At 66.4% G+C, this 24760-nt stretch carries 28 protein-coding genes; 14 read left to right on the plus strand and 14 right to left on the minus strand.

The window, feature by feature from the left end:
• Window positions 1–37 precede the first annotated feature (37 nt).
• Window positions 38–766: a class I SAM-dependent methyltransferase gene (locus V0R62_RS06190; RefSeq protein ID WP_330103107.1), complete on the minus strand. Its 729-nt coding sequence runs from the start codon at window positions 764–766 to the stop codon at window positions 38–40.
• Window positions 763–2190: an MFS transporter gene (locus V0R62_RS06195; protein WP_330103108.1), complete on the minus strand. Its 1428-nt coding sequence runs from the start codon at window positions 2188–2190 to the stop codon at window positions 763–765. The genes V0R62_RS06190 and V0R62_RS06195 overlap by 4 nt, the downstream gene beginning before the upstream one ends.
• Window positions 2191–2324: 134 nt before the next feature.
• Between V0R62_RS06195 and V0R62_RS06200 the strand changes: the two genes are divergently transcribed.
• The 3 genes from V0R62_RS06200 to V0R62_RS06210 all read left to right on the plus strand — a co-directional run bounded on the left by V0R62_RS06200 (window position 2325) and on the right by V0R62_RS06210 (window position 3495).
• Entirely contained in the window at window positions 2325–2645 is a 321-nt protein-coding gene (locus tag V0R62_RS06200) for a heavy metal-binding domain-containing protein (protein WP_050705861.1), read from the plus strand.
• A gap of 140 nt (window positions 2646–2785) precedes the next feature.
• Window positions 2786–2974 carry a hypothetical protein gene (locus V0R62_RS06205; protein WP_028691681.1) on the plus strand — a complete coding sequence of 63 codons (189 nt, stop codon included), beginning with the start codon at window positions 2786–2788 and terminating at the stop codon, window positions 2972–2974.
• Window positions 2975–3189: 215 nt separating this feature from the next.
• A complete protein-coding gene (locus V0R62_RS06210; RefSeq protein ID WP_330103109.1) occupies window positions 3190–3495 on the plus strand; it encodes a hypothetical protein in 306 nt (101 codons plus the stop codon).
• Between the two features lie 60 nt (window positions 3496–3555).
• Here the strand turns inward: V0R62_RS06210 and V0R62_RS06215 are convergent, their stop codons facing one another.
• The 3 genes from V0R62_RS06215 to ampC form a co-directional block, all read right to left on the minus strand.
• On the minus strand, window positions 3556–3888 hold the full coding sequence (locus V0R62_RS06215; protein WP_330103110.1) for a hypothetical protein: 333 nt from the start codon (window positions 3886–3888) through the stop codon (window positions 3556–3558).
• A gap of 307 nt (window positions 3889–4195) precedes the next feature.
• Window positions 4196–4819 carry a glutathione S-transferase family protein gene (locus V0R62_RS06220; protein WP_330103111.1) on the minus strand — a complete coding sequence of 208 codons (624 nt, stop codon included), beginning with the start codon at window positions 4817–4819 and terminating at the stop codon, window positions 4196–4198.
• 1 nt (window position 4820) lies between these two features.
• On the minus strand, window positions 4821–5960 hold the full coding sequence (ampC, locus tag V0R62_RS06225) for a class C beta-lactamase (protein ID WP_330103112.1): 1140 nt from the start codon (window positions 5958–5960) through the stop codon (window positions 4821–4823).
• A 142-nt stretch (window positions 5961–6102) separates the two neighbouring features.
• Between ampC and V0R62_RS06230 the strand changes: the two genes are divergently transcribed.
• Window positions 6103–7101: a bile acid:sodium symporter family protein gene (locus V0R62_RS06230; RefSeq protein ID WP_330103113.1), complete on the plus strand. Its 999-nt coding sequence runs from the start codon at window positions 6103–6105 to the stop codon at window positions 7099–7101.
• Window positions 7102–7111: 10 nt separating this feature from the next.
• Here V0R62_RS06230 and gspI read toward each other — a convergent pair whose 3' ends face one another.
• The gene (gene gspI, locus V0R62_RS06235) at window positions 7112–7471 is read right to left on the minus strand and encodes a type II secretion system minor pseudopilin GspI (RefSeq protein WP_330103114.1); all 360 of its coding nucleotides are present in this window, start codon (window positions 7469–7471) and stop codon (window positions 7112–7114) included.
• Between the two features lie 155 nt (window positions 7472–7626).
• Between gspI and gspG the strand changes: the two genes are divergently transcribed.
• From gspG to gspF, 7 genes are read left to right on the plus strand one after another with little or no spacing between them, the layout of a single operon-like run.
• Window positions 7627–8073 carry a type II secretion system major pseudopilin GspG gene (gene gspG / locus V0R62_RS06240; protein WP_050706125.1) on the plus strand — a complete coding sequence of 149 codons (447 nt, stop codon included), beginning with the start codon at window positions 7627–7629 and terminating at the stop codon, window positions 8071–8073.
• Window positions 8074–8097: 24 nt separating this feature from the next.
• The gene (gene gspK / locus V0R62_RS06245) at window positions 8098–9030 is read left to right on the plus strand and encodes a type II secretion system minor pseudopilin GspK (RefSeq protein WP_330103115.1); all 933 of its coding nucleotides are present in this window, start codon (window positions 8098–8100) and stop codon (window positions 9028–9030) included.
• A complete protein-coding gene (gspL, locus tag V0R62_RS06250) occupies window positions 9027–9947 on the plus strand; it encodes a type II secretion system protein GspL (protein WP_330103116.1) in 921 nt (306 codons plus the stop codon). Before gspK ends, gspL begins: the two co-directional genes overlap by 4 nt.
• Window positions 9937–10458, plus strand: a complete 522-nt coding sequence (gene gspM / locus V0R62_RS06255) for a type II secretion system protein GspM (protein ID WP_330103117.1) — start codon at window positions 9937–9939, stop codon at window positions 10456–10458. The genes gspL and gspM overlap by 11 nt, the downstream gene beginning before the upstream one ends.
• The gene (gene gspD, locus V0R62_RS06260) at window positions 10455–12824 is read left to right on the plus strand and encodes a type II secretion system secretin GspD (protein WP_330103118.1); all 2370 of its coding nucleotides are present in this window, start codon (window positions 10455–10457) and stop codon (window positions 12822–12824) included. The genes gspM and gspD overlap by 4 nt, the downstream gene beginning before the upstream one ends.
• Entirely contained in the window at window positions 12821–14242 is a 1422-nt protein-coding gene (gspE, locus tag V0R62_RS06265; protein ID WP_330103119.1) for a type II secretion system ATPase GspE, read from the plus strand. Before gspD ends, gspE begins: the two co-directional genes overlap by 4 nt.
• Window positions 14242–15447 (plus strand): type II secretion system inner membrane protein GspF, encoded by a 1206-nt coding sequence (gene gspF, locus V0R62_RS06270; RefSeq protein ID WP_330103120.1) that lies wholly within the window; start codon window positions 14242–14244, stop codon window positions 15445–15447. The genes gspE and gspF overlap by 1 nt, the downstream gene beginning before the upstream one ends.
• Here gspF and V0R62_RS06275 read toward each other — a convergent pair.
• Window positions 15428–16354 (minus strand): LysR family transcriptional regulator, encoded by a 927-nt coding sequence (locus tag V0R62_RS06275; RefSeq protein WP_330103121.1) that lies wholly within the window; start codon window positions 16352–16354, stop codon window positions 15428–15430. The two genes, gspF and V0R62_RS06275, sit on opposite strands and share 20 nt — an antisense overlap.
• 87 nt (window positions 16355–16441) lie before the next feature.
• Here V0R62_RS06275 and V0R62_RS06280 point away from each other — a divergent pair, with 87 nt between their 5' ends.
• Complete coding sequence (locus tag V0R62_RS06280) at window positions 16442–16747, plus strand: putative quinol monooxygenase (protein WP_280080110.1); 306 nt, start codon at window positions 16442–16444, stop codon at window positions 16745–16747.
• Window positions 16748–16761: 14 nt separating this feature from the next.
• Window positions 16762–17616, plus strand: a complete 855-nt coding sequence (locus V0R62_RS06285) for a type 1 glutamine amidotransferase domain-containing protein (RefSeq protein WP_330103122.1) — start codon at window positions 16762–16764, stop codon at window positions 17614–17616.
• Between the two features lie 46 nt (window positions 17617–17662).
• Here V0R62_RS06285 and V0R62_RS06290 read toward each other — a convergent pair whose 3' ends face one another.
• The 3 genes from V0R62_RS06290 to V0R62_RS06300 form a co-directional block, all read right to left on the minus strand.
• A complete protein-coding gene (locus tag V0R62_RS06290; protein ID WP_330103123.1) occupies window positions 17663–17860 on the minus strand; it encodes a hypothetical protein in 198 nt (65 codons plus the stop codon).
• Window positions 17841–18410, minus strand: coding sequence for a hypothetical protein (locus V0R62_RS06295; RefSeq protein WP_330103124.1), 570 nt, complete (start codon window positions 18408–18410; stop codon window positions 17841–17843). The genes V0R62_RS06290 and V0R62_RS06295 overlap by 20 nt, the downstream gene beginning before the upstream one ends.
• A 171-nt stretch (window positions 18411–18581) precedes the next feature.
• The gene (locus V0R62_RS06300) at window positions 18582–19070 is read right to left on the minus strand and encodes a signal peptidase II (protein WP_330103125.1); all 489 of its coding nucleotides are present in this window, start codon (window positions 19068–19070) and stop codon (window positions 18582–18584) included.
• A 197-nt stretch (window positions 19071–19267) separates the two neighbouring features.
• Between V0R62_RS06300 and V0R62_RS06305 the strand changes: the two genes are divergently transcribed.
• The gene (locus V0R62_RS06305) at window positions 19268–20314 is read left to right on the plus strand and encodes a class I SAM-dependent methyltransferase (RefSeq protein ID WP_330103126.1); all 1047 of its coding nucleotides are present in this window, start codon (window positions 19268–19270) and stop codon (window positions 20312–20314) included.
• Window positions 20315–20416: 102 nt separating this feature from the next.
• Here V0R62_RS06305 and V0R62_RS06310 read toward each other — a convergent pair whose 3' ends face one another.
• The 4 genes from V0R62_RS06310 to V0R62_RS06325 form a co-directional block, all read right to left on the minus strand.
• Window positions 20417–21661: a saccharopine dehydrogenase family protein gene (locus tag V0R62_RS06310; protein WP_330103127.1), complete on the minus strand. Its 1245-nt coding sequence runs from the start codon at window positions 21659–21661 to the stop codon at window positions 20417–20419.
• Between the two features lie 30 nt (window positions 21662–21691).
• Window positions 21692–22789 carry a carboxynorspermidine decarboxylase gene (nspC, locus tag V0R62_RS06315; protein ID WP_186714104.1) on the minus strand — a complete coding sequence of 366 codons (1098 nt, stop codon included), beginning with the start codon at window positions 22787–22789 and terminating at the stop codon, window positions 21692–21694.
• A 241-nt stretch (window positions 22790–23030) separates the two neighbouring features.
• Window positions 23031–23750: a TetR family transcriptional regulator C-terminal domain-containing protein gene (locus V0R62_RS06320; RefSeq protein WP_330103128.1), complete on the minus strand. Its 720-nt coding sequence runs from the start codon at window positions 23748–23750 to the stop codon at window positions 23031–23033.
• 92 nt (window positions 23751–23842) lie between these two features.
• Window positions 23843–24757 carry a pyridoxal-phosphate dependent enzyme gene (locus tag V0R62_RS06325; RefSeq protein ID WP_330103129.1) on the minus strand — a complete coding sequence of 305 codons (915 nt, stop codon included), beginning with the start codon at window positions 24755–24757 and terminating at the stop codon, window positions 23843–23845.
• Window positions 24758–24760 lie beyond the last annotated feature (3 nt).

Genomic DNA, 24760 nt, shown 5'->3' on the forward strand with positions numbered 1-24760 from the left:
CCGCTCCTACAGGGGAAATGCGTAAGCCCCGATCATTTCAGCGACTGCAGATCAGCCCGACCTGCAGGCTGTTCTGCTCGAACAGATCCCAATACCCCGGTGGATGCGCCTTCTTGCGGATCCCGCTGATCAGCGGGGCGATCCAGCGCACGTTGTGCAGGCCGACATCGTGGGCGGCCTGCTCGTAGACTGCCTTGTCCCAGCGGTAATAGGTGAAGTCCGCGGGCGGCGTGCTCATGAACTGCCCTCGGCAGCGCAAGCCACCGTCCACTGGCTGCTCGTCAAGCACTCGGATGCCGTACTCGGTGAAGTTACCTCGGGCCAGGTCGAAGGCGGGGTTGGCCGTGTAGGCGATCAGTTGCCCGTCCTGCTTGAGGTTGAGCGCGACGCTTTCGAACATGCGCCGCAGTTCCTCGACGCTGCCGGCGTAGTTGAACAGCCAGGCAGCGGTAACCTTGTCGAACTGGCCGATGCGGCCCATCTGCGCCACGTCGCGCACTTCGTAGGCAATGCCGTCGTTGGCCTGGCGCGCCTGGTAGATCATGCTTGGCGAGATATCCACGCCGTGCACCCGCGCCGCGCCCCAGTCCTTCAGGCGGCGGCTGAAGAAACCATGGCCGCAGGCCAGGTCGAGGATCTCTTCGCCGGTCACCTCGCCGGCCATGTAGCGAAACGTGTCGACCTCGACCCCGCGCTGGCTGGCGTGGCTGGTGAAGTCTTCGAACTGCTCGCTGATCCGTTCGTAGACTTCCTTGGATTCCTTCATGGGCACTCCTTGCGTTCAGAGGTGAGGCGCAGCGCCAACGGCAGCGCCAGCAGCGGCGCGCAGGCGAACACGGCGAACAGCCATAGCGCCGCCTGACGCGCGCCTTGCTCGCCGCCGGGCTCGACCAGCCCGGCACCGTTGGCGACCAGCCCGGCCAGGGCTGCAGCCAGGGCGGTGGCGTAAAGTTGCACGGTGGTGATCGAGGCCGAGGCAAGGTTTTCCTCGCCGGGGCGCGCTGCCTGCAGCACTCGGGTGAGCAGGTGCGGCCAGCCCAGGCCGATGCCCAGGCCCACGCCGGCCAGGGCCAGGGCGAACAGGGCCAGGCCCGGCGCGCTGGCAATCCAGTCTGGGGCGGGGGTCAGCAGGGCCAGGGCCAATAGCGCCACGGCCACCACCAGCGGCCCGCTGCGGATCTGCCAGGCGCCGCCGTCACGGTCGCGACCGGCGCTGGCCAGGGCACCGACCGTCCAGCCTGCGGCCATCACGGCGGTCAGGTAGCCGGCGGCCAGCGGGCCGAAGCCATGGATGCGCTGCAGGAAGTAGGGCACATAGATTTCGGTGGTGATAGCTGCCACCAGCAGGCACATCATGGCGAACAGCGCGCCCATCGGCTGCCTGAGGCTGTAGGCCCCGGTGGGCAACAGGTGATGGTGCGCCCGTGGATCGAGACGGGCGATCAGCGCGGCGAGGGCGAGGCCCACGACGATGCCGGCCAGGTTGATCCACAAGGTATCGGCCAGGCTGGCCGCGCAGATCGCCAGTACCGAGGCCACCAGGCAAGCGATCAGCCCATAGGCCGGGCGCGCGCCATTGTCGTCCAGGGCCTGGCGCGTCGGCAGGCGCAGGCAGACGATCAGCGCCAGGGCGCCAGCCACCGGCAACAGTGACCAGAACGCCCAGCGCCAGTGCCCGCCTTCGGCGAACACCCCGCCCACGGCCGGGCCGCACAGCGTGGCCACGCCCCACATCGCCGAGACCAGCGCCATGGCGCGGGGCCACAGGCGGCTGTCGAACACCAGGTGGATCAGCGCATAGCTCAGGGCGAACAGAATGCCGCCACCCAGGCCCTGCACGCTGCGCCCGAGCAGCAGCATCGGCATGCTCCCGGCCTGGGCACAGAGCATCGAGCCAAGGGCGAACACCAGTAGTGCCAGCAGGTAGGCGACCCGCGGTCCGCCACGGGCCAGCAGGCGGGTGGAGAGGGTGGAGCCGATGATCGAGGCGACCACGAACAGGGTGGTGTTCCAGGCATAGAAGGCCAATCCGCCAATCTCGTCGATCACCGTCGGCAGCAGGGTGGTGACGATATAGACATTTATGGCGTGCAGGGCGACGCCGCCGGCCAGGGCGATCGAGCGCAGCGCGTTGCCGCCGCTGAGCAGTTCGCTCCAACGGGCCGGCGGCTGTTCGGGGATGGCGGTCATGTACGCTCCTTGCGTGGTCCTGCGCTGGGAGTCTAGGAGCCGGAAAATCATTATTCAAGTTGTTGCTTGTGTAATTTGGTCGCGGTGGATTTGTTAGGATCGTGCTCTTTTGTCTTGTTTCAGGAGCGACACCCATGATCATCAGCACCACCAGCCAGCTCGACGGCCGCCCGATTGCCGAGTACCTCGGCGTGGTCAGCGCCGAATCGGTGCAGGGGATCAACTTCGTGCGCGATTTCTTCGCGCGCTTTCGCGACTTCTTCGGTGGCCGCTCGCAGACCCTGGAAGGCGCGCTGAAGCTGGCCCGCGAGCAGGCCACCGAGGAACTCATGGCGCGGGCACGGCAGTTGCAAGCCGATGCGCTGGTGGGCGTGGACTTCGAGATCAGCATGCCATCGGTACAGGGCGGCATGGTCGTGGTGTTCGCCACCGGCACGGCAGTGCGTCTGAAGTAAGGCCAGTTGCCACTGGTCGGACCAGGAGATTTTGTCCGGCTGGTCCGCAAATGACCGGCTAGTCTCACTTCAACGGACCGCCGCTTTACTAGGCAGGCGCATTGCTTGCCGGCACGGTTACCATTGGAGGGAGACAGGGCATGAGCGAATCCTATTTCGAAGACCTGAACGATGCGTTTCCGATCAACAGCCAGGTGCGCTGCGGCCAGGCGGCCGTGCGTCTGGGCTTTGCCAACATGACCCTGGACGAGTCGGAGCAACTGCAACCGGCGCACCTGCAGCGGGCCAAGAAGGGGCGTTTCACGCCGCGTGTCCCGTCGAAGAAGTGAGTCAGCACTGACCCCATCGCGGGGCAAGTCCGCTCCCACAAGCAGGAGCGGGCTTGCTCCGCAATCGCGCTTGCTCAATCAAGACGCAACCGCCCGACGGCACGCTTTTCCCGCCATTTCTTGACCCCGCTCATGGTATAGGTGCGTCCCCCTCGCCGAAGGCTCGAGGCTGTGCTTTTCTTGCGCGGCATTTCAGACACGGAGTATCGACTTCAATGCGAATCAGGGAAGAGACCTACTGGCAGTGGGCCGATGCGCAGCTGCACAGCCGCAGTCACGACGAGGAACTGAGCGACGGCACCAGCATCGATGTGCAGGTGCGCCTGTCCAGGGTCGGTGCCACGCAGTTGTTTCTCGGGCTGTATGCCCGCAGTGGCGAGGCCTTGCTGGAGGAGTACTACCCCTCGCGGCCGGGCGAGACCATGACCCGTGCGCTGGTCTGGGGCGTGGATCGCGCCCGTGCTCTGGCAACCGGCGCTTTACCGCTGCCGGAACAGATGCCACGTCGGCGCCTCGCCTAGCTGGAATGAAAAAGCCCGGCCTTTTCAGGCCGGGCTCAAGATACGGTGAGCTGCGTGGGTTCAGTTCAGCGCGTCGATCACCTTGATTGCCTGCCGTTCGCGGGCGGCGGGCCATTCTTGTTGCAGGCTCTCCAGTACGCGACCGACGAAGGTGGTGTCGGCGGCGGCCTTTCTGCCGACGTAGCCCTGGCCACGGCGGTAGACCTTGAAGCGGGCGCGCATGCTGGGCATGTGCGATTCAAATTCGGCTTCGACCGTGTTTGGCGGCAGGCGGTCAAGGCGGACCTCGCCGGACTGGCTGACCCACAGCAGATGGTCGTCGAGGCTGTCCTTGCGCGCGGCGAACAGCCGGGCCAATTGGTCGATGGTTGGATTGTTGTTCAAGTTCATCATAAAGCCCCCATTACTCTCATTCGTTGGTGAAGTTCGGCTGAAGTTCACATTCGGCGCCACACCATGTAGCGCGCTAACCAAGGCTGCTACAGCAGCATCGCAACAGGGGCTTTCTCACGCTGCCTTCTGGGCAGTTTCCCTCTCCACGGACGGCCTGCGTTACCGCGCAGGCCGTCTGGAACACCCTTGCCACCGCTCCCGATCGGGGAGACGGCCTCATCATGCACAAGGCGCGGGAAGGGCGTCAACAGGTTTGTAGTGATTATTTTTAGTCACTACATCTTGTCGGACAATCCTGCCGGTTCTGTCACGCCAGTCCGTTGTCGCCGTGCTCGAGGTAGCCGGGGCGTTGCCGCAGTCGCTCATGATAGGCCTCCAGCGCCGGCAGCTCCGGGTGCTCCAGCGGGGTGCGCCGCCAGCGGTTGAGGGACAGGCCGATGGCCACGTCGGCGATGCTGAAGTCGTCGCCGGCGACATAGGCGCCGGTGGCCTGCAGGCGTGCTTCGAGCAGGCGCATCCTGGCCGTCCACTGGGCGCTGCTGACGGCCAGCAGCGCGGGATCCTGATGCGCCGGCGATTGGCGCACCAGCGACATGAACGGATAGCGCCAGGCGTCGTTGAGGTCGGTAGCCTGCCAGTCGAGCCACTGGTCCACCGCGGCGCGGGCGCGCGGGGCGCCGGGGTAGAGCGACTCGCCGCCGTACTGGTTGACCAGGTAGCGCAGGATGGTATTGGACTCCCACAGCACGAAGTCGCCATCGACGATCACCGGCACCATGGCGTTGGGGTTCAGCGCCAGGAACTCGGGGGTGTCGGTGGCGCGAAAGCCGCTGCCCCAGTCTTCGCGCTGGAACGGCAGGTTCAGTTCGACGCAGGTCCACAGCACCTTGCGCACGTTGATCGACGAGGCCTTGCCCAGGATCTTCAACATGTTACGGCTCCAGGCTGGAAAGGATGCGTTGCGCGGCGCGCACGCGTTCTTCGTTGGGGTAGTTGCGGTTGGCCAGCAGCACGATGCCCATCTGCCTGGACGGCACGAACGCCACGTAGGCACCGAAGCCGCCGGTGGCGCCGGTCTTGTTGTACCAGGCGGCAGGCTCGGCGGGCAGTGCCGGGTTCAACGCCTTGATCGGGTTTTCTCCGCGGATGATCTTGGCGCCGTTGTATTCCAACAAGGTGTCGAGGCTGACCGGGTAGGGGTAGCGCTCCCAGCCCAGGCCCTGGGTCATGGCGCCGACCTGGAAGTAACCGGACTGGGTGATGGCGATGGCCTTGCGCAGTGCCGGGTCGAGCGTGTCCGGCTGCAGTTGCAGTTGCACATATCGCAGCAGGTCGCTGGCACTGGTCTTGATGCCGTAGGCCTGCTCGGCGTAGGGGCCCGGGTTGACCCGCACCGGCTTGTCGTTGGCGTCGTAGCCTTGCGCGTAGAGCCCGCGGGCGCTGGCCGGCACTTCCAGGTAGGTGTGCTCGAGCCCCAGGCGGGGCAGCACCTGCTGGGTCATCAGCTCGGCGAAGGGCCGTTGCTGGGCGCGGGCCGCCAGGTCGCCGAACAGGCCCAGGCTGGGGTTCGAGTAGCAGCGGTGAGTGCCGGGGGCGAAGCGGGGCTGCCAGTGCTGGAACCAGGCCAGCGTCTGTGCCGGGGTCTGCACCTCATCGGGGAACTGCAAGGGCAGGCAGTCGCCGCTGTAGGCCCCCAGTTCCAGCACGCTGGCCTTGCCGATCGAGGCTTTGGCCAGGGCCGGCTGGTAGCGGCTGGCCGGGGCCTGCAGGTCGAGCTTGCCTTCGGCGCTGGCCAGGGCGGCGAGGGTCGCGGTGTAGGTCTTGCTCACCGAGCCGACCTCGAACAGCGTGTCGCGGCTCACCGCCTGGCGGTTGGCCCTGTCGGCCAGGCCGTAGTTGAAGAAGTGCGACTGGCCGTTGGCGTACACCGCCACGGCCATGCCGGCGATGCCTTGCTCGCGCATGAGCGGCGGAATGACGCCATCGACGGTGGCTTGCAGGTCGTTGGCCAGCAGCGGCGGCGCGGCCAGCGTCAGGGTGGCGGCCAGCAGCAGGTGTGGGGGGCGTTTCATGGTGGGGCGTTCCTTGTCGTGGATCAGGGGCGTGGCGAAGCGAGGTGTCCGTTGGGCGACACCGACAGGGGGGCCAGCGTTAGCGGCACAAAGGCCAAGACCTTATCGTCCAGGCTTGCACAAAGACAAGACGGAAACTGAGATGAGATATCTACGGATGCTGTTCGACAACTTCACCCTGGCCCTGCTCGGGGTGGTGTTCATCGCCACCGTGCTGCCGTGCTCCGGCGAGGGCGCGCTGCTGTTCGGCTGGCTGACCAATTTGGCCATCGGCCTGCTGTTCTTCCTGCACGGCGCCAAGCTGTCGCGTGAGGCGATCATCGCCGGCGCCGGTCACTGGCGCCTGCACCTGCTGGTGTTCACCTGTACCTTCGTGCTGTTCCCGTTGCTGGGGCTGGCGTTCAAGCCGCTGTTCGTGCCGCTGGTGGGCAACGAGCTGTACCTGGGCGTGCTGTACCTGTGCGCCTTGCCGGCCACGGTGCAGTCGGCCATCGCCTTCACCTCGCTGGCCCGGGGCAATGTGCCGGCGGCGATCTGCAGCGCGGCGGCCTCGAGCCTGCTGGGGATCTTCCTGACGCCGCTGCTGGTGATGCTGCTGCTGGGCGCTTCGGGCGACACCGGCTCCGGGCTGGACGCGGTGTTGAAGATCACCCTGCAGTTGCTGGTGCCCTTCGTCGCTGGGCAGGTCGCCCGCCGCTGGATCGGCGCCTGGGTCAAGCGCAATGCGCGCTGGCTGAAAGGGGTGGACCAGGGCTCGATCCTGCTGGTGGTGTACACCGCGTTCAGCGAGGCGGTGGTCACCGGCCTGTGGCACACGGTGTCGCCGCAACATCTGGCCGGGTTGTTCGCCGTGTGCGGGATCCTGCTGGCGGTGGTGCTGTTGGGCACGCGCTTGCTCGGGCGGCTGATGGGGTTTAACGTCGAGGACCGCATCACCATTCTGTTCGCTGGCTCCAAGAAGAGCCTGGCGACGGGCGTGCCCATGGCGCAGGTGTTGTTCGTCGGCGGCGGCATCGGGGCGATGATCCTGCCGTTGATGCTGTTCCATCAGATCCAGCTGATGGTCTGTGCGGTGCTGGCGCAGCGGTATGCGGCGCGGGTTGAGGCGGGGCATCCGGAGGCGAGCGTCACGCTGAAATGATGCGCTGCGCTCACTGACTCACCAATGTCTGCAATCGCGCCAGCGCTGGCCCTTCGCGCTGGCGGTTGAAAACCTGCAGCGACACTTCCAGCATCGCCCCCGGCGCACGCGACAGGCGTTGCTCACAGCGCAGGCGCAAACGCCCCTGGTCGCATTCGAACTGCCTGACGCCTGGCTTCGTATCGCCTTCCAGGCGCAGCTCGGCCAGGCGCCCCTGGGCCGCCAGCAGGGCCAGCCCCTTGTCGCGCAACAACCCATTGCCCTGGGTCATCAAGCCGGTGGCCCGCACGGCGGCGGCCATGGCCACGGCGACGATGGTCAGCGCCACCAGCACTTCGATCAGGGTTAAACCGTCCTCGGTGGTGCGCACGGGAGCTCCATTCGCGATTCGCGCAGGCCAAAGCGGCACTGTAGAGCGGCGCGATGACGGTTTGACGACGCCGACTCCCGAGCTTTTTCAATATCCGTGACATACCGGCTTGCCACAATCGGCCCCCGATTCGAACTCAAGCAAGGAATGCCGAGATGCAGATCGCCCGCCGCAACATGCCCGCCCAGCGTATCCGCCAACAGGGTTTTACCCTGATCGAGATCATGGTGGTGGTGGTGATCCTCGGGATTCTCGCGGCGATGGTGGTGCCCAAGGTGCTCGATCGCCCCGACCAGGCCCGGGCCACCGCGGCGCGGCAGGACATCGGCGGGCTGATGCAGGCGCTCAAGCTGTACCGGCTGGACAACGGCGCCTACCCCAACCAGAACCAGGGCCTGAAGGTGCTGGTGGAAAAACCGGCCCAGGCCAAGGACGGCCAATGGCGCGCCTACCTCGACCGCCTGCCCAACGACCCATGGGGGCGCCCGTACCAGTACCTGAACCCGGGCGCCAACGGCGAGATCGATGTGTTCTCCCTGGGCGCCGACGGCCAGGCCGGCGGCGACGGGGTCAATGCCGATCTCGGCTCCTGGCAGTTGTGACCGGCCATGGCGCGCCAGGAGGGCATGGCCGTGATCAGTGCATTGCTGATCGCCGCGGTGGTGGCGGTGATCGCCGCTGGCATGATCGAGCGTCAGGGGTTGCTGACCCGTCAGGTGGAGAACCGTCAACTGGCGTTGCAGGGCCAGTGGGCCCTGGAAGGCGGCTTGCAGCTTAGCCGCCAGGTGCTGTTCGAACAGCGCCTGCGCGATCCGCTGGTGCGTGGCGGCCAGCCCTGGTCCCAGCCGATGCGCGATGTGCCGTCCGGCAGCGTGCGTTTCGACGGGCAATTGGAGGACGAGCAGGGCAAGTTCAACCTGCGCAACCTGGTGGTCGATGGTCAGGTGGACGCCGAGGCGCTGGCGACCTTCCGGCGCCTGTGCACGCTGATCGGTATCGATGAGCGACTGGCCACGGCCATTGCCGGGCAGGTGATCGACAGCTACGCACAGCGCCCGCCGGTCACTCCTGCCAGTGCCGGCCTGGCTCTGGACAGCGGTCGTGCGACCTCACCGACCAGCGCCGCCGAAGTGTTGCCGGCCAGGCGCCCGATGCTGCGCAGCGTCGAGGCCCTGGCTGGGCTCAAGGGCATGGATGGCCAAGCCCTGGAGCGCTTGCGCCGTTTCGTCACGGTGCTGCCGGCGCTGACCTGGGTCAACGGCAATACCGCCAGCGCCGAAGTGCTGGCCGCCCAGGTGCCGGGCCTGTCTTTGCAGCAGGCCGCGGCGTTGGTGGCCGAGCGCGACGGCGGGCGTTGGTTCATCAACCGCGGCGATTTCGTCAATCGCCTGCGCATGCCGTCTTTGGCCATGGCCAACGTGCGGGTGGGGATCAACAGCGACTGGTTCCGCCTGCGCGGCCTGGCGCGCCTGGGCAGTCGCGAGCTTCCCCTGCAGGCGCTGCTGCGCCAGCGCGAGGGACAGTTGCCGGATGTCATCTGGCGCCGGGTGGGCGCATGAGTACAGTCATGGACGTGTGGCTGGTACCGCTGGCCGAATTGGACGAGGCGTCGCTGCTGGAATATCGCCTGGCCGATCAGTGCGGGCAGGCGAGCCGTGGGCAATTGCTCCGGGAGGCCAACGGCGCGCCTTGGCGTCTGCACCTGCACGAGCACGATAGCCTGGCCTTGGAGATCGCCATGCCACCCTTGGCCGGCAAGCGCCTGACGTCGGCCGTGTGCTGCGCGGTGCAAGCGCTGGTGCTGGGCGATGCTGGGCAGGTCCATGTTGCGCATGGGGCGCGTCGGGCCGATGGACAGGTCGCGGTGGCCTGGCTCGGGTTGACGGAACTGGCGAGGCTGCAGGCGTGGTTGCAGGCCGATGGAATCAGGCCGGCTGGTTTGTACGCCCGACAGGACGATGCCCTGTCGGCGGCGGATCTGTGCGGCGGGCTGGCCGGGCCGGCGAAGCCGATGGCCTGGGGGCGCACGTTGGGCATCTGGTCGGCGGCAACGCTGGTCTGGTGTCTGGGCCTTAACCTTTACGCCGCGCACCTGGCCCGCGAGGGCGAAGAATTGCGTACCCAAATGGTCACCCAGGTGCGCATGGCCTTCCCGCAATTGCCGGTGGTGCTCAACCCGTTGCAGCAGGCGCGTCAGCAACTGCAGGGTGGGCAGGGCGGCGCGGCGCCTGGGTTGGCGGCATTGCTGGAGGGCGCCGGGCAGGTCATGCCGTTCCTGGCCGGCAATGTCGAAGCCATGGATTACCAGGATGGCCAACTGCGTATCACAGCCCTGGCTGACGGCGGCAAGGTCTCGACGGGCAGCGCCTGGCAGGCCGAGCTTGCCGCCCGTGGCATCGACGGCCAGGCCAGCGGGCAGGGCTGGACTCTGCGCGCGACCAAGCCGTCCGGCGAGGAGCTGGCCCATGCCGATTAAGCTGCGCCTGGCTACCCTGCGTGCACAGGGACGGCAGCGTTGGCAGGCCCTGGCTGCACGGGAACGTCGCGCCGTCACCCTGGGCGGCGGCCTGCTTGGCGTGCTGCTCTGCTGGCAGGTGCTGGTCCAGCCTGCGCTGGCCCGGATCGACCACTGGCAAGCCGAGACACCCAAGCTGCGCGGCCAGGCGCAGGCGCTCGACGCGCTGCTTGGCGAGCGTCTGGCGCAGCGGCCCGCAGACACCGCCGTGGCACTGCGGCAAAGCCTGGAGCAGGCCGGCCTGCAGGCACACACACAACTCGACGCCGACGGTGATGCTTGGCGCCTGAGCTGGCAGCGAGCCCCCGCCGAGGCGGCGATGGCTTGGCTGCAGGGTGTGCCGCCACGGCTGGGGCTGGACATCGGCCAACTGGCGCTGCGCCGCGACCCGGCTGCCGAACCGGGCAGCCCGGTGACCTTCTCCGGAACCCTTCGCATGGATCAGGCGCATGGCGCTAAGGACCCTTCATGACGTGTCTCCGTACACCGCGACTGCCGTTCGCGCCCTTGCTCCTGGCCCTGGCGCTCAGCGCCTGCACCAGCGCGCCGAGCGTGCAACGCCCCTTGGCCAGCAGCGAGCTGGGTCGCCCGTTGGCCGAGGCCAGCACCTCGACGGGTGTGCTGGATCATCGTGCGCAGCCCGAGGCACAGGCCCGCCCGGCAACGCGTCAGCCTGCCCCTCGGGTCGGTCAGCGCCACAGCCGCGCCGTGGCAACGCCGCCCCAGGCGAATCCACTGGGTGACCAGCCGGTACAGCTGAACTTCGTCGACGCCGATATCCAGGCCGTGGTGCGTGGTCTGTCCCGCGCCACGGGCCGGCAGTTCCTGGTCGATCCGCGGGTCAAGGGCCAGCTGACCTTGGTCTCCGAGGGCGAGGTCCCCGCCAGCAAAGCCTATGGCATGCTGTTGTCGGCCCTGCGCATGCAGGGTTTCAGCGTGGTCGACGTCGGCGGCGTGGCCCAGGTGGTGCCCCAGGCCGACGCCAAGCTGCTCGGCGGCGCGCTGGTGTCCGGGGACCACGACGCCGGCAACGGCATGGTCACCCGCACCTTCCGCCTGCAGTACGAGAACGCCGTCAACCTGATCCCGGTGCTGCGCCCGATCGTCTCGCCCGACAACCCGATCAATGCCTACCCCGGCAACAACACCTTGGTCGTTACCGACTACGCCGAGAACCTCGAACGGGTGGCGCAGATCCTCGACCGGGTCGACATTCCCACGGCCATCGACACCGACGTGGTGGCGATCAACAACGGGATCGCCAGCGACATCGCCGGCATGGTCAACGAACTGCTCGACAGCCAGGGCAGCGACCCGACCCAGAAGATCAGCGTGCTGGGCGACCCGCGTTCGAACAGCGTGGTGATCCGTTCCGGCAGCCCCGAGCGCACCCAGCTGGCACGTGACCTGATCTACAAGCTCGACAACGCCCAGAACAGCGCCGGCAACCTGCATGTGGTGTACCTGCGCAATGCCCAGGCCGACAAGCTGGCGCAGAGCCTGCGCGGGCTGCTGACCGGCGAGAGCGACAGCACCGGCAACGACGCCACGCGCGCGCTGCTCAGCGGCGGCGGCATGCTCACCGGCGGCAGTGGCAACGGCACCAGCGGCAATGGCAGCAGCGCGCAGGGCAACAGTGCCAACAACAACGCCAATGCCAGCCGCAGTAGCAACCAGAGCGCCGGCACTACACCGAATGGTTATGGCAGCAGCACCCAACAGAACGACCAGGGCACCGCGTTCTCCGCCGGTGGCGCCACCATCCAGGCCGACAAGACCACCAACACCCTGCTGATCTCCGCCCCCGAGCCGCTGTACCGCAGCCTGCGCGAAGTCATCGACCAGCTCGACCAGCGCCGCGCCCAGGTGGTGGTGGAAAGCCTGATCGTCGAGGTCGGCGAGGACGATGCCAACGAGTTCGGCATCCAGTGGCAGGCCGGCAACCTTGGCAAGAATGGCGTGTTCGGCGGTGCCAACCTCGGTGGCAGCGGCCTGGTCAAGGGGCCCAGCAGCATCGACGTGCTGCCCAAGGGGCTGTCGGTAGGGGTGGTCGACGGCACGGTGAAGATCCCGGGCATCGGCGAGGTGCTCGACCTCAAGGTGCTGGCCCGGGCGCTGAAGAGCAAGGGTGGCAGCAACGTGCTGTCGACACCCAACCTACTGACCCTGGACAACGAGGCGGCGAGCATCTTCGTCGGCCAGACCATCCCCTTCGTCAGTGGTCAGTACGTCACCGACGGCGGCGGCAACAGCAACAACCCGTTTCAGACCATCCAGCGCGAGGAGGTGGGGCTGCGACTGAACGTGCGTCCGCAGATCTCCGAGGGCGGCACGGTCAAGCTGGACGTCTACCAGGAGGTCAGCAGCGTCGACCAGCGTGCCTCCAGCGCGGCCGGCACGGTGACCAACAAGCGCGCCATCGACACCAGCATCCTGCTCGACGATGGCCAGATCATGGTCCTGGGCGGCCTGCTGCAGGACGGCTACACCCAGACCAACGAGGGCATTCCGTGGCTGTCCGGGCTGCCGGGGGTTGGTGCGTTGTTTCGCAGCGAGCGCCGCGCCAGCAACAAGACCAACCTGATGGTGTTCCTGCGTCCGTACATCGTGCGCGATGCCGCGGTCGGGCGCAGCATCACCCTGAACCGCTACGATTTCATCCGCCGCGCCCAGGGCAGTCTCAAGCCCGACCACTCCTGGGCCTTGCCAGACATGGACATGCCGCTGCTGCCTCCGGTGGAGCAGGGCGTACCCGACCAGGGCCGCGCCCAGCCGGCGGCGCTGCGCGCACCACGGGCCGCGATCCGCGCTGTGCCGGTGGACGAGGTGGCGCGTTGAGCCGCCTGCCATACGCGTGGGCCAAGGCCCAGCGCCTGGTGTTGCGGGTGGACGGTGAGGACGGGGCGGTGCTGTCGCGCTGCCCGTCGAGCCCGGCCTGGGCAGTGGCCGAGGTGCGCAGACGCCATGGCCCGGCGCGGATCGAGGCGCTCGACGATGCGCAGATGGATACTCTGCTGGTCAGCGCCTACGCCGACACCGGCAGCGCGGCCGCGGTGGTGGGCGCGGCGGAGAACGAGGTGGACCTGGATCGCCTGCTGCAGGACATCCCGGAAGTCACCGACCTGCTCGAGGCCCAGGATGACGCGCCGGTGATCCGCATGATCAACGCCTTGCTCACCCAGGCCGCGCGCGACCAGGCCAGCGATATCCATATCGAGCCGTTCGAGAGCCACTGCCTGGTGCGCTACCGGGTCGACGGCACCCTGCGCGACGTGGTCTCGCCGCGCAAGGCGCTGCACGGCGCGCTGGTGTCGCGGATCAAGATCATGGCGCAGCTGGATATCGCCGAAAAACGCCTGCCCCAGGACGGCCGCATCGCCCTACGCGTGGCCGGGCGACCGATCGATATCCGCGTTTCCACCGTGCCCACCGGTCATGGCGAGCGGGTGGTGATGCGCCTGCTCGACAAGCAGGCCGGACGCCTGCGCCTGGAGACGCTGGGCATGGACGCCAGCCTGCTGGAGCGGCTCGACCAGCTGATTCGCCAGCCCCACGGCATCGTGCTGGTTACCGGCCCCACCGGCTCAGGCAAGACCACCAGCCTGTACGCCGCCCTGGCACGGCTGGACGCCAGCGTCAGCAACATCCTCACCGTGGAGGATCCGGTGGAATACGACTTGCCGGGCATCAGCCAGATCCAGGTCAACGCGCGCATCGACATGAGCTTCGCCGTCGCCCTGCGCGCCATCCTGCGCCAGGACCCGGACGTGATCATGATCGGCGAGATCCGTGACCTGGAGACCGCGCAGATCGCCGTACAGGCCTCGCTGACCGGGCACCTGGTGCTGGCCACCCTGCACACCAACGATGCGGTGTCGGCGGTCAACCGCCTGATCGACATGGGCGTCGAACCGTTCCTGCTGGCCTCGGCGCTGCTCGGGGTATTGGCCCAGCGCCTGGTGCGCCGATTGTGCCCGCACTGTCGCGAGCCCGACCCGACAACGCCCGGGCAGTACCGCGCGGTGGGTTGCGCGCACTGCAACCACTGCGGCTACAGCGGCCGTACCGGCATCCACGAGTTGTTCTGCGTGGACGACGAGGTCCGCAGCCTGGTGCACCAGGGCGCGGGCGAACAAGCCCTGCGCGCCGCCGCCCGGCGCAACGGCATGCGCAGCATGCGCGAGGATGGCCAACGCTGGGTTGACAGTGGCAGCACCTGCCTGGAAGAGATCCTGCGCGTGACACGGGACGCCTGATGAACCGCTATCGCTATGAAGCCGCCGATGCCCAGGGACGCGTGGTCAAGGGCCTGCTCGAAGCCGACAGTCCGGGGGCGGCGATGGCCCAGTTGCGCGCCCTGGGCCTGACCACCCTGGAGGTCGAAGTCCAGGCCGTGGCCGGGCAGGGCAGTGGCCTGTTCGGCGCGAAACTGTCCGACGGCGACCTGGCCTGGGCCACGCGTCAGCTGGCCAGTCTGCTGGCCGCCGGTCTGCCGCTGGAGGCGGCGCTGGGGGCGACCCTGGAGCAGGCCGAGCGCAAGCATGTGGCACAGTTGCTGGGGGCGGTGCGCGGCGATGTGCGCAGCGGCATGCGCCTGGCCGACGCCCTGGCCGAGCGGCCGAGGGATTTCCCCGAGATCTACTGGGCACTGGTGGCGGCGGGCGAGGAATCCGGCGACCTGGCTCAGGTGATGGAGCGCCTGGCCGACTACATCGAGGACCGCAACACCCTGCGCGGCAAGATCCTCACGGCATTCATCTACCCCGGGGTGGTGGGCCTGGTGTCGGTGGGTATCGTCATCTTCCTGCTCAGCTACGTGGTGCCGCAGGTGGTCAGTGCCTTCACCCAGGCGCGCCAGGACCTGCCCGGGCTGACCCTGGCCATGCTGGCGGCCAGTGACTTCGTGCGCGAATGGGGGGGGCTGTGCTTCGCCCTGATGGCCGGAGCGTTCTGGGGCTGGCGGGTCTACCTGCGCGCCCCGGCGGCGCGCCTGGCCTGGCACGGGCGGATCCTGCGGCTGCCGTTGCTCGGGCGTTTCGTGCTGGGCCTGAACACGGCGCGTTTCGCCTCCACCCTGGCGATCCTCGGCAGCGCCGGGGTGCCGTTGCTGCGGGCGTTGGAGGCGGCGCGCCAGACCCTGGGCAACGACCGCCTCGACCAGTGCGTCAACGAGGCCACGGCGCGGGTGCGCGAGGGCGCCGGGCTGGCCTCGGCGCTGGCGGTGGAGAAGGTCTTTCCGCCGCTGCTCATCCACCTGATCGCCAGCGGCGAGAAGACCGGCAACCTGCCGCCGATGCTCGACCGCGCCGCCGACAGCCTGGCCAAGGACATCGAACGCCGCGCCATGGGCATGACCGCGCTGCTGGAGCCGTTGATGATCGTGGTCATGGGCGCGGTGGTGCTGCTGATCGTCATGGCCGTGCTGATGCCGATCATCGAGATCAACCAGCTGGTGCAATGACCTGTTGCGCCACCTGCCACACCTGCTGGCGGAACCAGTGGCGCAAGGGATCGGCGTGAGTGCGCGCGTGCCAGATCTGCATCACCTCGACCTGCGGCAGCACCAGGGGCAGGGTGTGCAGGCGCAAGCCGGGATCGCGCTCTACTGCCTCCATGGCCAGCGAGCGCAGGCAGGTCAGCAACAGGTCGGTGCCGCGCACCAGGCGCGTGGGAGCGATGAAACTGGACAGCCCGGCCACCACCCGGCGTTGCCGGCCGAGGGCCCGCAGGGCCTGGTCGACCCGGCCGTCGAGATCGCCGGTCAAGGTCGTCAACAGGTGGTCGCAGGCCACGAATGCCTCCAGGGTCAGGCCGTCGACCAACTTCGGGTTGTCGACGGCGGCCAGCACCACGAAGTCCTCGCTGAGCAGGCGCTGCTGGTGGAAGGTGTCTGGCAGGCCGCTGTAGAAGCCGGCGATGGCCAGGTCGCAGGTGCCTTTCTCCAGCGCCTCGCGGGGCAGGTCGCCACGGGTGTTGTGGGTGACCAGGGTCAGGTTCGGCGCCTGGCTGCGAAGAATCGGCAGCAGCCCGGGCAGCAAGGTCTGCTCCAGGTAGTCGGTGCTGTACAGGTGCAACTGGACCGGGCGTTCAAGGAAGTGCTCGTCGTCGCAGCGGCTGAAGAAGTCCTGCAGGTGCCCGATCAACTGCCGCACCTCGGGTGCCAGCTCGTGGGCCCTGGGGGTGGGCGTGAGGCCGCGTGGCGCGCGCACGAACAGCGGGTCGCCGAACTGGTGGCGCAGCTTGTTGAGCTTGTGGCTCAGGGCCGGCTGGCTGAGCGCCAGGCGTTGCGCGGCACGGGAGGCGCTGCGCTCTTCGTAGAGCACCTGGAACAGGTGCAGCAGATTGAGGTCCTTGTTGCTGATATTCATAAATTGAATCACAGAAATAAGTGCTTTCGAATTATCGAATCATAGCGTGATGGTTAGGATGGGCCCAACTTGATGAGGGAGTCGCCCATGAGCATCGCCATTTTCGCCACCATCCAGCCCTTTCCCGAATACCGTGACGCCACCGAGCAGGCCCTGCGCCGGATGGTCGAGCAGACCCGCGCCGAGCCCGGCAACCTGCGCTACGACCTGTTCGTGCGCGAGGGTGGGACGCTGGCGTTCGATCTGTTCGAGCTGTACGTCGACGAGGCCGCCGTCGAGGCCCATCGCCACAGCCCCCATTACCAGGCCTACCGCGCCGCCACCGCCGATTGGCTGGCCGCGCCGACCCAGGTGCAGCTTGCCCGCCCGCTGGATATCGCGCCATTCAACTGAATCAGGAATCGACCATGAACAAGATTGCTCCCGTTGCGCTGGCTCTGGCCGGCGCGTTGCTGGCCGGTCATACCGTCGCCGCTCCTAAGGGCGAGGTGCTGGTGCTGCTGTCCAGCGAGAACCAACTGCCGCTCAAGGACGGCAAGCCGTATCCCACCGGTTATTACCTCAACGAGTTCGGCGTGCCCGCCGACCGCTTGCTCAAGGCCGGCTACAAGCTGGTGCTGGTGACGCCTAGGGGCAATGCGCCGAGTGTCGACGAGCGCTCGATCGACCCGATGTACTTCGGCGGCGATGCCGGCGAGATGCAGCGAATCCGCCAGGTGGTCGAAAGCCTGCCGGACATTCGCGACACGCTGTCGTTGAAGGAGGTGCTGGCGGGTGATCTGGACCGATATGCCGGGATCTTCATCCCAGGTGGCCATGCGCCGCTGATCGACCTGGCCAACAACCCGGACGTCGGCACCTTGCTGCGCCATTTCCACCAGGCCGGCAAGCCCACGGCCGCCATCTGCCACGGCCCGATCACGCTGCTGTCGGCGCAGCAGGATCCGGTCGCCTATCGCGCCGCGCTCGCCCGTGGCGAAACCCCGGCGGCCAGCGACTGGACGTACCAGGGCTATCGCATGACCATTTTTTCTGACCCTGAGGAGCAGGTGTTCGAAGGCTCGCTCAAGGAACAGCGTCTGCAGTTCTATCCCGCCAAGGCCATGGCCGGCGCAGGAGGCGGCATGAGTTATGCCCACGCCTGGCAGCCCCATGTAGTGGTCGATCGCGAGTTGATCACCGGGCAGAATCCGTTTTCTGACAAGGCGTTGGCCAAGGCGTTGCTTGAGCAGTTGGAGAGTGTCGGTAGTCGCAAGCACTGAGTGAGTGCAACTGATGGAGGCCTTGCGGATGCTGGCAGGGCCTCGGTCATTCAGGTGTGCAGGCTTTGCCTCGTTTGGGGCGGCCCGCGTAGGCGGAACCTTCGACTTTGGCAAACGCCTCCACGGCTGCTTCGTTGATAAAGCTGTCGTACTGGGGCGATGCGCGTAGTCGCGCGAGTTTCTCGTCGGCAACGGCCTTGAAGTAGGCGACGGTTGCTTCAAAATCACTGGGTGTTACCGTCATGCGATGCGTCCTCCCGAGTGAATGCAGCGTAGTCCGCGGCCAAGTTGTAGGCAAGGCCAATTCCCTTGACCTGGATGAAACCATCTCGCTCGTAGGCTGCCCGGGCCTGAGGCAAGGGATCTCGCACCACGACCCATTTCAGCCCCAGCATGCTGGCATAAAAGCGTACGCCGCTCAGGCACAGGGGCGCGACATGGCCTTTGGTCAGCAGGCGATCATCAGGGTTGCGCTGCAGGTACAGCACCATGATCTTCTCCTTGCTGCCCTGTGGTGAGGCCCAGCACAAACCTGCCAGCTGGTCGTGATGCCACAGGGCGATGTCGAGGGCGCTGGCATGGGCACGCCGGGCCTTCCATTTCAGTACACGCTCCCAGCCGAAATCATACCGCTGTGGATGCCAGTGCTCATGCGCGGTGATGGCGCGCTCGTCGATTTCCTCGATGGCCAGCCACTGGGCGAGAGGATTGTTGCGCTGGCCGATCTCCAGGGCAATCTGCCCGCGTGCGGCCGGCTTGAAACCGGCGAGTTCGGCCAGTTTACGTTCGTCCATGTCGCACCCTCGAATGCATTGGAACTGAGGTGCGAAAAGGCTAACGTGTCTGTCACTCCGATGATGGTGGAAAGGCAGTAGGTGGCTTCCCACGATTGTGTAGTAAAGCTCCGAAGGCCTGTTTCGCAGGGCCGACCGCGTTGCGCAGTACGGCCCATTGGCGAGGCGGGATCAGCGTTTGCTCGGCCGGGTAATGCCGTCCACCACCAGCACCGCGGCACCGGCCATGATGGCGATGTCGGCCAGGTTGAACACACCGGTGTGCAGGGTGCCGATGTTGAGGACCAGGTAATCGACCACGTGGCCGTCGCGAAACAACCGGTCGATCAAGTTGGACAGCCCGCCCACGGCGATGAACCAGGCCGCGCTGGCCTTGATCGGTGCTGATTGCCAGTGGCGCCAAGCCCAGACCATGGCCCAGGCGCACACCACGCCGACGGCGAGCACGAACACCATTTGCTTGAGCCACGGAGCCAGCCCGGCGCCGAGGCTGAGGAACGCTCCGGGGTTGAGGCTCAGGGCCAGGTCCAGCCAGACGCTCGAGTTGCCATAGACATAGCTGTGACTGTTCAGGGCGACCAGGGCGATCAGTTTCACCCACTGGTCGAGAATGATGAAGGCAACGCCCAGGGTGAGGACGAGGGTACGGCTGGAAAACATGCTGACAGTTCCTTTAGGCATCGCGAATGCGGTCGTCCGCCGTCGGCGGGCAAGCTTGCGGCGCGGCGAAGATAGCGCAGGCGGGTCTAGACTTAAAGTCCGGGTCGGTTGCAGACGCGACCCGATCATCCATCCGACCACCGCCTCCCGGACCGGACGTCGCCGACGGTGGCCTTCTGGCAAGAGGAGGGCAGGTCATGGACGAGGCACGGCTTCAAGCATTCATGGGCAAGCTGGTAGGTGACATGGGCGCGGCGGCGACGCTGGCCAATGTCATTCTCGGGGATGAGCTCGGGCTGTACCGGGCCATGGCCGACAGCCTGCCGGTGACCCCCGAGGTACTGGCCGAACGCACCGGCTGCCAGCCACGGTTGGTGCGCGAGTGGCTCAATGGCCAGGCGGCGGCGGGATACCTGGTGCACCACGACGGGCAGTTCACCTTGCCCGAGGAGCAGGCCATGACACTGGCCCTGGAGGATTCCCCGGTCTACATGGCCGGCGGCGCTTCGGTGCTGGCGGCGCTGTTCCATGACAAGGACAAGCTGGTCGCGGCCATGCGCGGCGACGGCGCGCTCGCCTGGGGCGATCATCATCCGTGCATGTTCAGCGGTACCGAGCGTTTCTTCAGACCGGGTTACCGGACCTTCCTGGTGGCTGACTGGCTGCCGGCCCTGGAGGGGGTGGTAGCCAAGCTGCAGGCCGGTGCCCAGGTGGCCGATGTCGGCTGTGGCCATGGCGCCTCTACCATCGTCATGGCCGAAGCGTTTCCGGCCTCGCGTTTTACCGGCTACGACTATCATGCGCCGTCGGTGCTCACCGCCGCCGAGCGGGCCCGTGACGCGGGCGTGGCCGAGCGGGTCAGCTTCCAGCAGGCCTCGGCCAAGGACTACCCCGGCCGGGAGCTGGACCTGGTGTGCTTCTTCGACTGCCTGCACGACATGGGCGATCCGGTCGGGGCGGCGCGGCATGCCTATCGGGCGCTCAAGGACGACGGCACGGTGATGCTGGTGGAGCCGTTCGCCGAGGATACGCTGGATGCCAACATCAACCCGGTTGGCAGGCTGTTCTATGCAGCGTCCACCTTCATCTGCACACCGAATTCGCTGTCCCAGGAGGTGGGGCTGGGATTGGGGGCGCAGGCAGGGGAGGCGCGATTGCGGGCGGTGTTCGAGGAGGCGGGGTTCAGGCAGTTCCGCAGGGCGACGCAGACGCCGTTCAACTTGATACTGGAGGCCAGGAAGTAGCGATCTGCCTGTGTTTCTGTCCTTGGCGCGAGACAAGCCCGCTCCTGCAGGCAGCCTCCACAAACAGAAGGGGCGCCATCTGGCGCCCCTTCGTCGTGCAGCTTAGGCTTCAGCGTCCCATGGACGATCACCTTTTTCATCCTTGACGCGGGTCGGCAGGCCCATCACGTCCAACGCCTTGAGGAACGGCTCGGCCGGCAGCTCCTCGACGTTGACCATGCGTCCGGCGTCCCACTGGCCACGGGCGACCAGCAGCGCGGCGGCCACCGGCGGCACGCCGGCGGTGTAGGAGATGCCCTGGCTGTCGGTCTCGGCGTAGGCTTCTTCGTGGTCGGCCACGTTGTAGATGAACACCTCGCGCGGTTGACCGTCCTTGGTGCCCTTGACCAGGTCACCGATGCAGGTCTTGCCGGTGTAGCCCGGAGCCAGCGAAGCCGGATCCGGCAGCACGGCCTTGACCACTTTCAGCGGTACCACTTCCAGGCCTTCGGCGGTCTTGACCGGTTGCTCGGAGAGCAGGCCGAGGTTCTTCAGCACGGTGAACACGTTGATGTAGTGCTCGCCGAAGCTCATCCAGAAGCGCACGTTCGGCACGTTCAGGTTCTTCGAGATCGAGTGCACCTCGTCGTGGCCGGTCAGGTACAGGTTCTGCGAACCCACCACCGGCAGATCGTCGGTACGCTTGACCTCGAACATGGTGTTGCTGGTCCACTGGCTGTTCTGCCAGCTCCACACCTGCCCGGTGAACTCGCGGAAGTTGATTTCCGGGTCGAAGTTGGTGGCGAAGTACTTGCCGTGGGAACCGGCATTGACGTCGAGGATGTCGATCGAATCAATGCGGTCGAAATACTGCTGCTGCGCGAGTTTCGCGTAGCTGTTCACCACACCCGGGTCGAAGCCGACACCGAGAATGGCGGTAATGTTCTTCTGCTGGCACTCTTCGAGATGCTTCCACTCGTAGTTGCCATACCAGGGCGGGGTTTCGCAGATCTTGCCCGGTTCTTCGTGAATCGCGGTGTCAAGATAAGCGACACCGGTATCGATGCAGGCGCGCAGCACCGACATGTTGAGGAAGGCGGAACCAACGTTGATCACGATCTGCGATTCGGTCTCGCGGATCAGTGCCTTGGTCGCCTCGACATCGAGGGCGTTGAGCGAGAAGGCCTGGATGTCGGCGGGTACCTTGAGGCTACCCTTGGCCTTGACGCTGTCGATGATGGCCTGGCATTTGGAGATGTTCCGTGACGCAATCGCAATACGACCCAGTTCGTCGTTATGCTGTGCGCACTTGTGGGCCACCACCTTGGCGACACCTCCTGCACCAATGATAAGAACGTTCTTCTTCAATTCAGCTTTTCTCCTTCATGAAAGCCTGTCTTACGACAGGCTCGAAACGTAGTCCTCGAACCCGAACTCGCGCACCACCTCGACGCTGCCGTCGAGTTGCTTGACTGCGATGGACGGCATTTTCAGACCGTTGAACCAGTTTTTCTTGACCATGGTGTAACCGGCGGTGTCGACGAACGACAGGCGGTCACCGATCTGCAGCGGCTTGTCGAACTGATACTCGCCGAAGATATCGCCGGCCAGGCACGACTTGCCGCAGACCATGTAGGTGTGCGCGCCGTCGTTGGGCGCCATCTTGGCGTTGAGGCGATAGATCAGCAGGTCGAGCAGGTGCGCCTCGATCGAGCTGTCGACCACGGCCAGGTGCTTGCCGTTGTACAGGGTGTCGAGCACGGTCACTTCCAGCGAGGCGCTGTTGGTGATGGCGGCTTCGCCCGGCTCCAGGTAGACCTGCACGCCGTACTGTTGAGAGAAGGCTTTCAGGCGCGCGCAGAACGCGTCCACGGCATAGTCTTCGCCGGTGAAGTGGATGCCGCCACCGAGGCTGACCCACTCGACCTTGTGCAGCAGGTGGCCGAAGCGTTCCTCGATGTGCGTGAGCATCTTGTCGAACAGGCCGAAGTCGCCGTTCTCGCAGTTGTTGTGGAACATGAAGCCGGAGATCTTCTCGATCACCTTCTCGATTTTCTCTGGGTCCCATTCGCCCAGGCGGCTGAACGGGCGCGCCGGGTCGGCCAGCAGGTAGTCGGAGCTGCTCACCTGCGGGTTGACGCGCAGACCGCGCACCTTGCCCTCGGACTGTTCGGCGAAGCGCTCGAGCTGGCCGATGGAGTTGAAGATGATCTTGTCGCAGTTCTCGAGCATCTCTTCGACTTCATCGTCGGCCCAGGCCACGCTGTAGGCGTGGGTTTCGCCGGCGAACTTCTGGCGGCCGAGCTTGAGCTCGTACAGCGAGGACGAGGTGGTGCCGTCCATGTACTGCTGCATCAGGTCGAACACCGACCAGGTGGCGAAGCACTTGAGGGCGAGCAGGGCCTTGGCCCCGGACTGCTGGCGCACGTAGGCAATCTTTTCCATGTTGCCCAGCAGTTTCTGTTTATCGATGAGGTAATACGGCGTCTTGATCATTTAAAGGCCCCCGGCCAGGCCGGCCAAAAAAAGGACACGCATTGTGCCTTCACTTGCCTCGCTACGAAAGGGCGCGCGGCGCATTTCGTCCGAGTTGCGCGCGCACTTCGTTGGCGAAGCGCCATCAGGCCCGTGGCTGTGCCTTCCCTGGGGCTGGACCTGTCCGTGCCGCGATGGACGATCGGCAGCCTTTTCTTGCTGGGGCAGGAGCAAGTTGAACAGATGAATGTGACTATCCTAATCAGCCACTTGCGAGGGGCCGCGAGAATCCGATAGGCGCAGTAAAAGGTCGATCATTCGGCGCCTCGTAGCTAGGACTATCGCTATATTTTTCTTGATATAGCGATGTGGGAGTCCTGCTCAGTGGGCAAGGCTCCGGGCGCAGGCTGCGCAGCAGCAGATCGGCCTGGGCCAGGGTGCAGGCGCGGGTCGGCTTGATCTGCCCCGAGCTGCCGGGGGCCATGCCGAAGCGGAAGGTCGCCAGGGACGTCGACCAGAGGAACAGCAGCAGATGCTCCGGCGCGGTGCGCACGATCAGCCCGCGTTCCATCCACTGCGCCAGGCAGGTCAGGGTCTGTCGGGCACTCTGCTGCAGCAGTTCGGCGCGCTCGTCCGGCAATTGCCGGGCACCGTGCAACATCTCCTTGAGCCAGACCCTCACGGCGCCGGGATGGCGCCGCGCCACTTCGGCCTTGGCCTTGAAATAGCGGGGCAGGGCCTGTTCGGGGTGAGCGTCCGGCGCCAGGCTGCGCGCGGCACGCAGCAGCGGCTCCATCACCAGGTCGAGCACAGCCGTGTAGAGCAGCCGCTTGTTGCGAAAGTAATAGAACACATTGGCCCGGGGCAGGCCGGCGCGGGCGGCGATATCGTCGACCCGGGCGGCGGCGAAGCCGTGGCGGGCGAACTCTTCGCTGGCGGCGGCGAGGATCAGTTGCAGGTTGCGGTCACGGATACTGGGCATGGCAAACACGTACTTCTGAATCGATATGTTCAAAAGTATATAGCGATAGCGGGTTTGCCGACAGCTGGGCAGATTCAGCTATGCCATCTGAATCAGCAGGCCGCTCGCCAGGCGCGGATCTGTTCCAGCGTGGCGGTGGCGCCGCCGCAGACGATCACCAGCACATTGCCGTAGGCGGCCACGGCCTCGGGGCGTTCGAGCAGGGCCAGCGCGGCGCCGCAGGCCGGTTCCACCAGCAGGCGATGATCGCGCAGCAGCCGTTCGCAGGCATCGAGCGCCTCGCCATCACTGACCAGGTGGCTGAGCACCGGCTGCTGGCGAGTGCAGGCCAGCGCCTGCTCGGCGACCCGCTTGGCGCCCAGCGAAGTGGCCACCGAGGCGATACGCGGCAGTTCCACGGTATGCCCGGCGGCCATGGCGGCGTGCAGCGACGCCGCGCCGTCGGTTTCTACCGCCAGCACCGGCACGTCGTGCCAGCCGTTGCGCTGCAGGCCCTCGACCACGCCACGGAGCAGACCGCCGCCGCCGACCGAAAGCACCACTGCATCAGGCTTGAAACCAGCGGCGGCGACCTCGTCGATCATGCTGGCGTGGCCGGTCCACAGCAGTGGGTCGTCGAACGGGTGGATAAAGGCGTCGTCTGCGCCGACCAGGGTCTGGGCGTGCTCATTGGCTTCCTGCCAGGAACTGCCGCGCACGACCACGCTGGCGTCTTCCAGGCGCAGCAGTTCCCTGGCCCGTTCGGTGGTGGTCTCGGGCACCACCACGGTCACCGGCACGCCGAGCTTGCGGCCGGCATAGGCCACCGCCAGCCCGGCATTGCCACCGGATGACGAGACGAAATGCCGGGCACCTCGGGCATGGTGGACCTCGCAAGCATGGCCGACGCCGCGCAGCTTGAACGAGCCGCACGGTTGCAGGGCTTCGAGCTTGAGCCACACCGGGCGGCCGGCGCTCAGGGACAGCGGGCGGGATTCGATTAGCGGGGTAGAAATATGCAGCGGCATGAT

The organism is Pseudomonas carassii (assembly GCF_036324045.1).
Taxonomy (GTDB): domain Bacteria; phylum Pseudomonadota; class Gammaproteobacteria; order Pseudomonadales; family Pseudomonadaceae; genus Aquipseudomonas; species Aquipseudomonas peradeniyensis.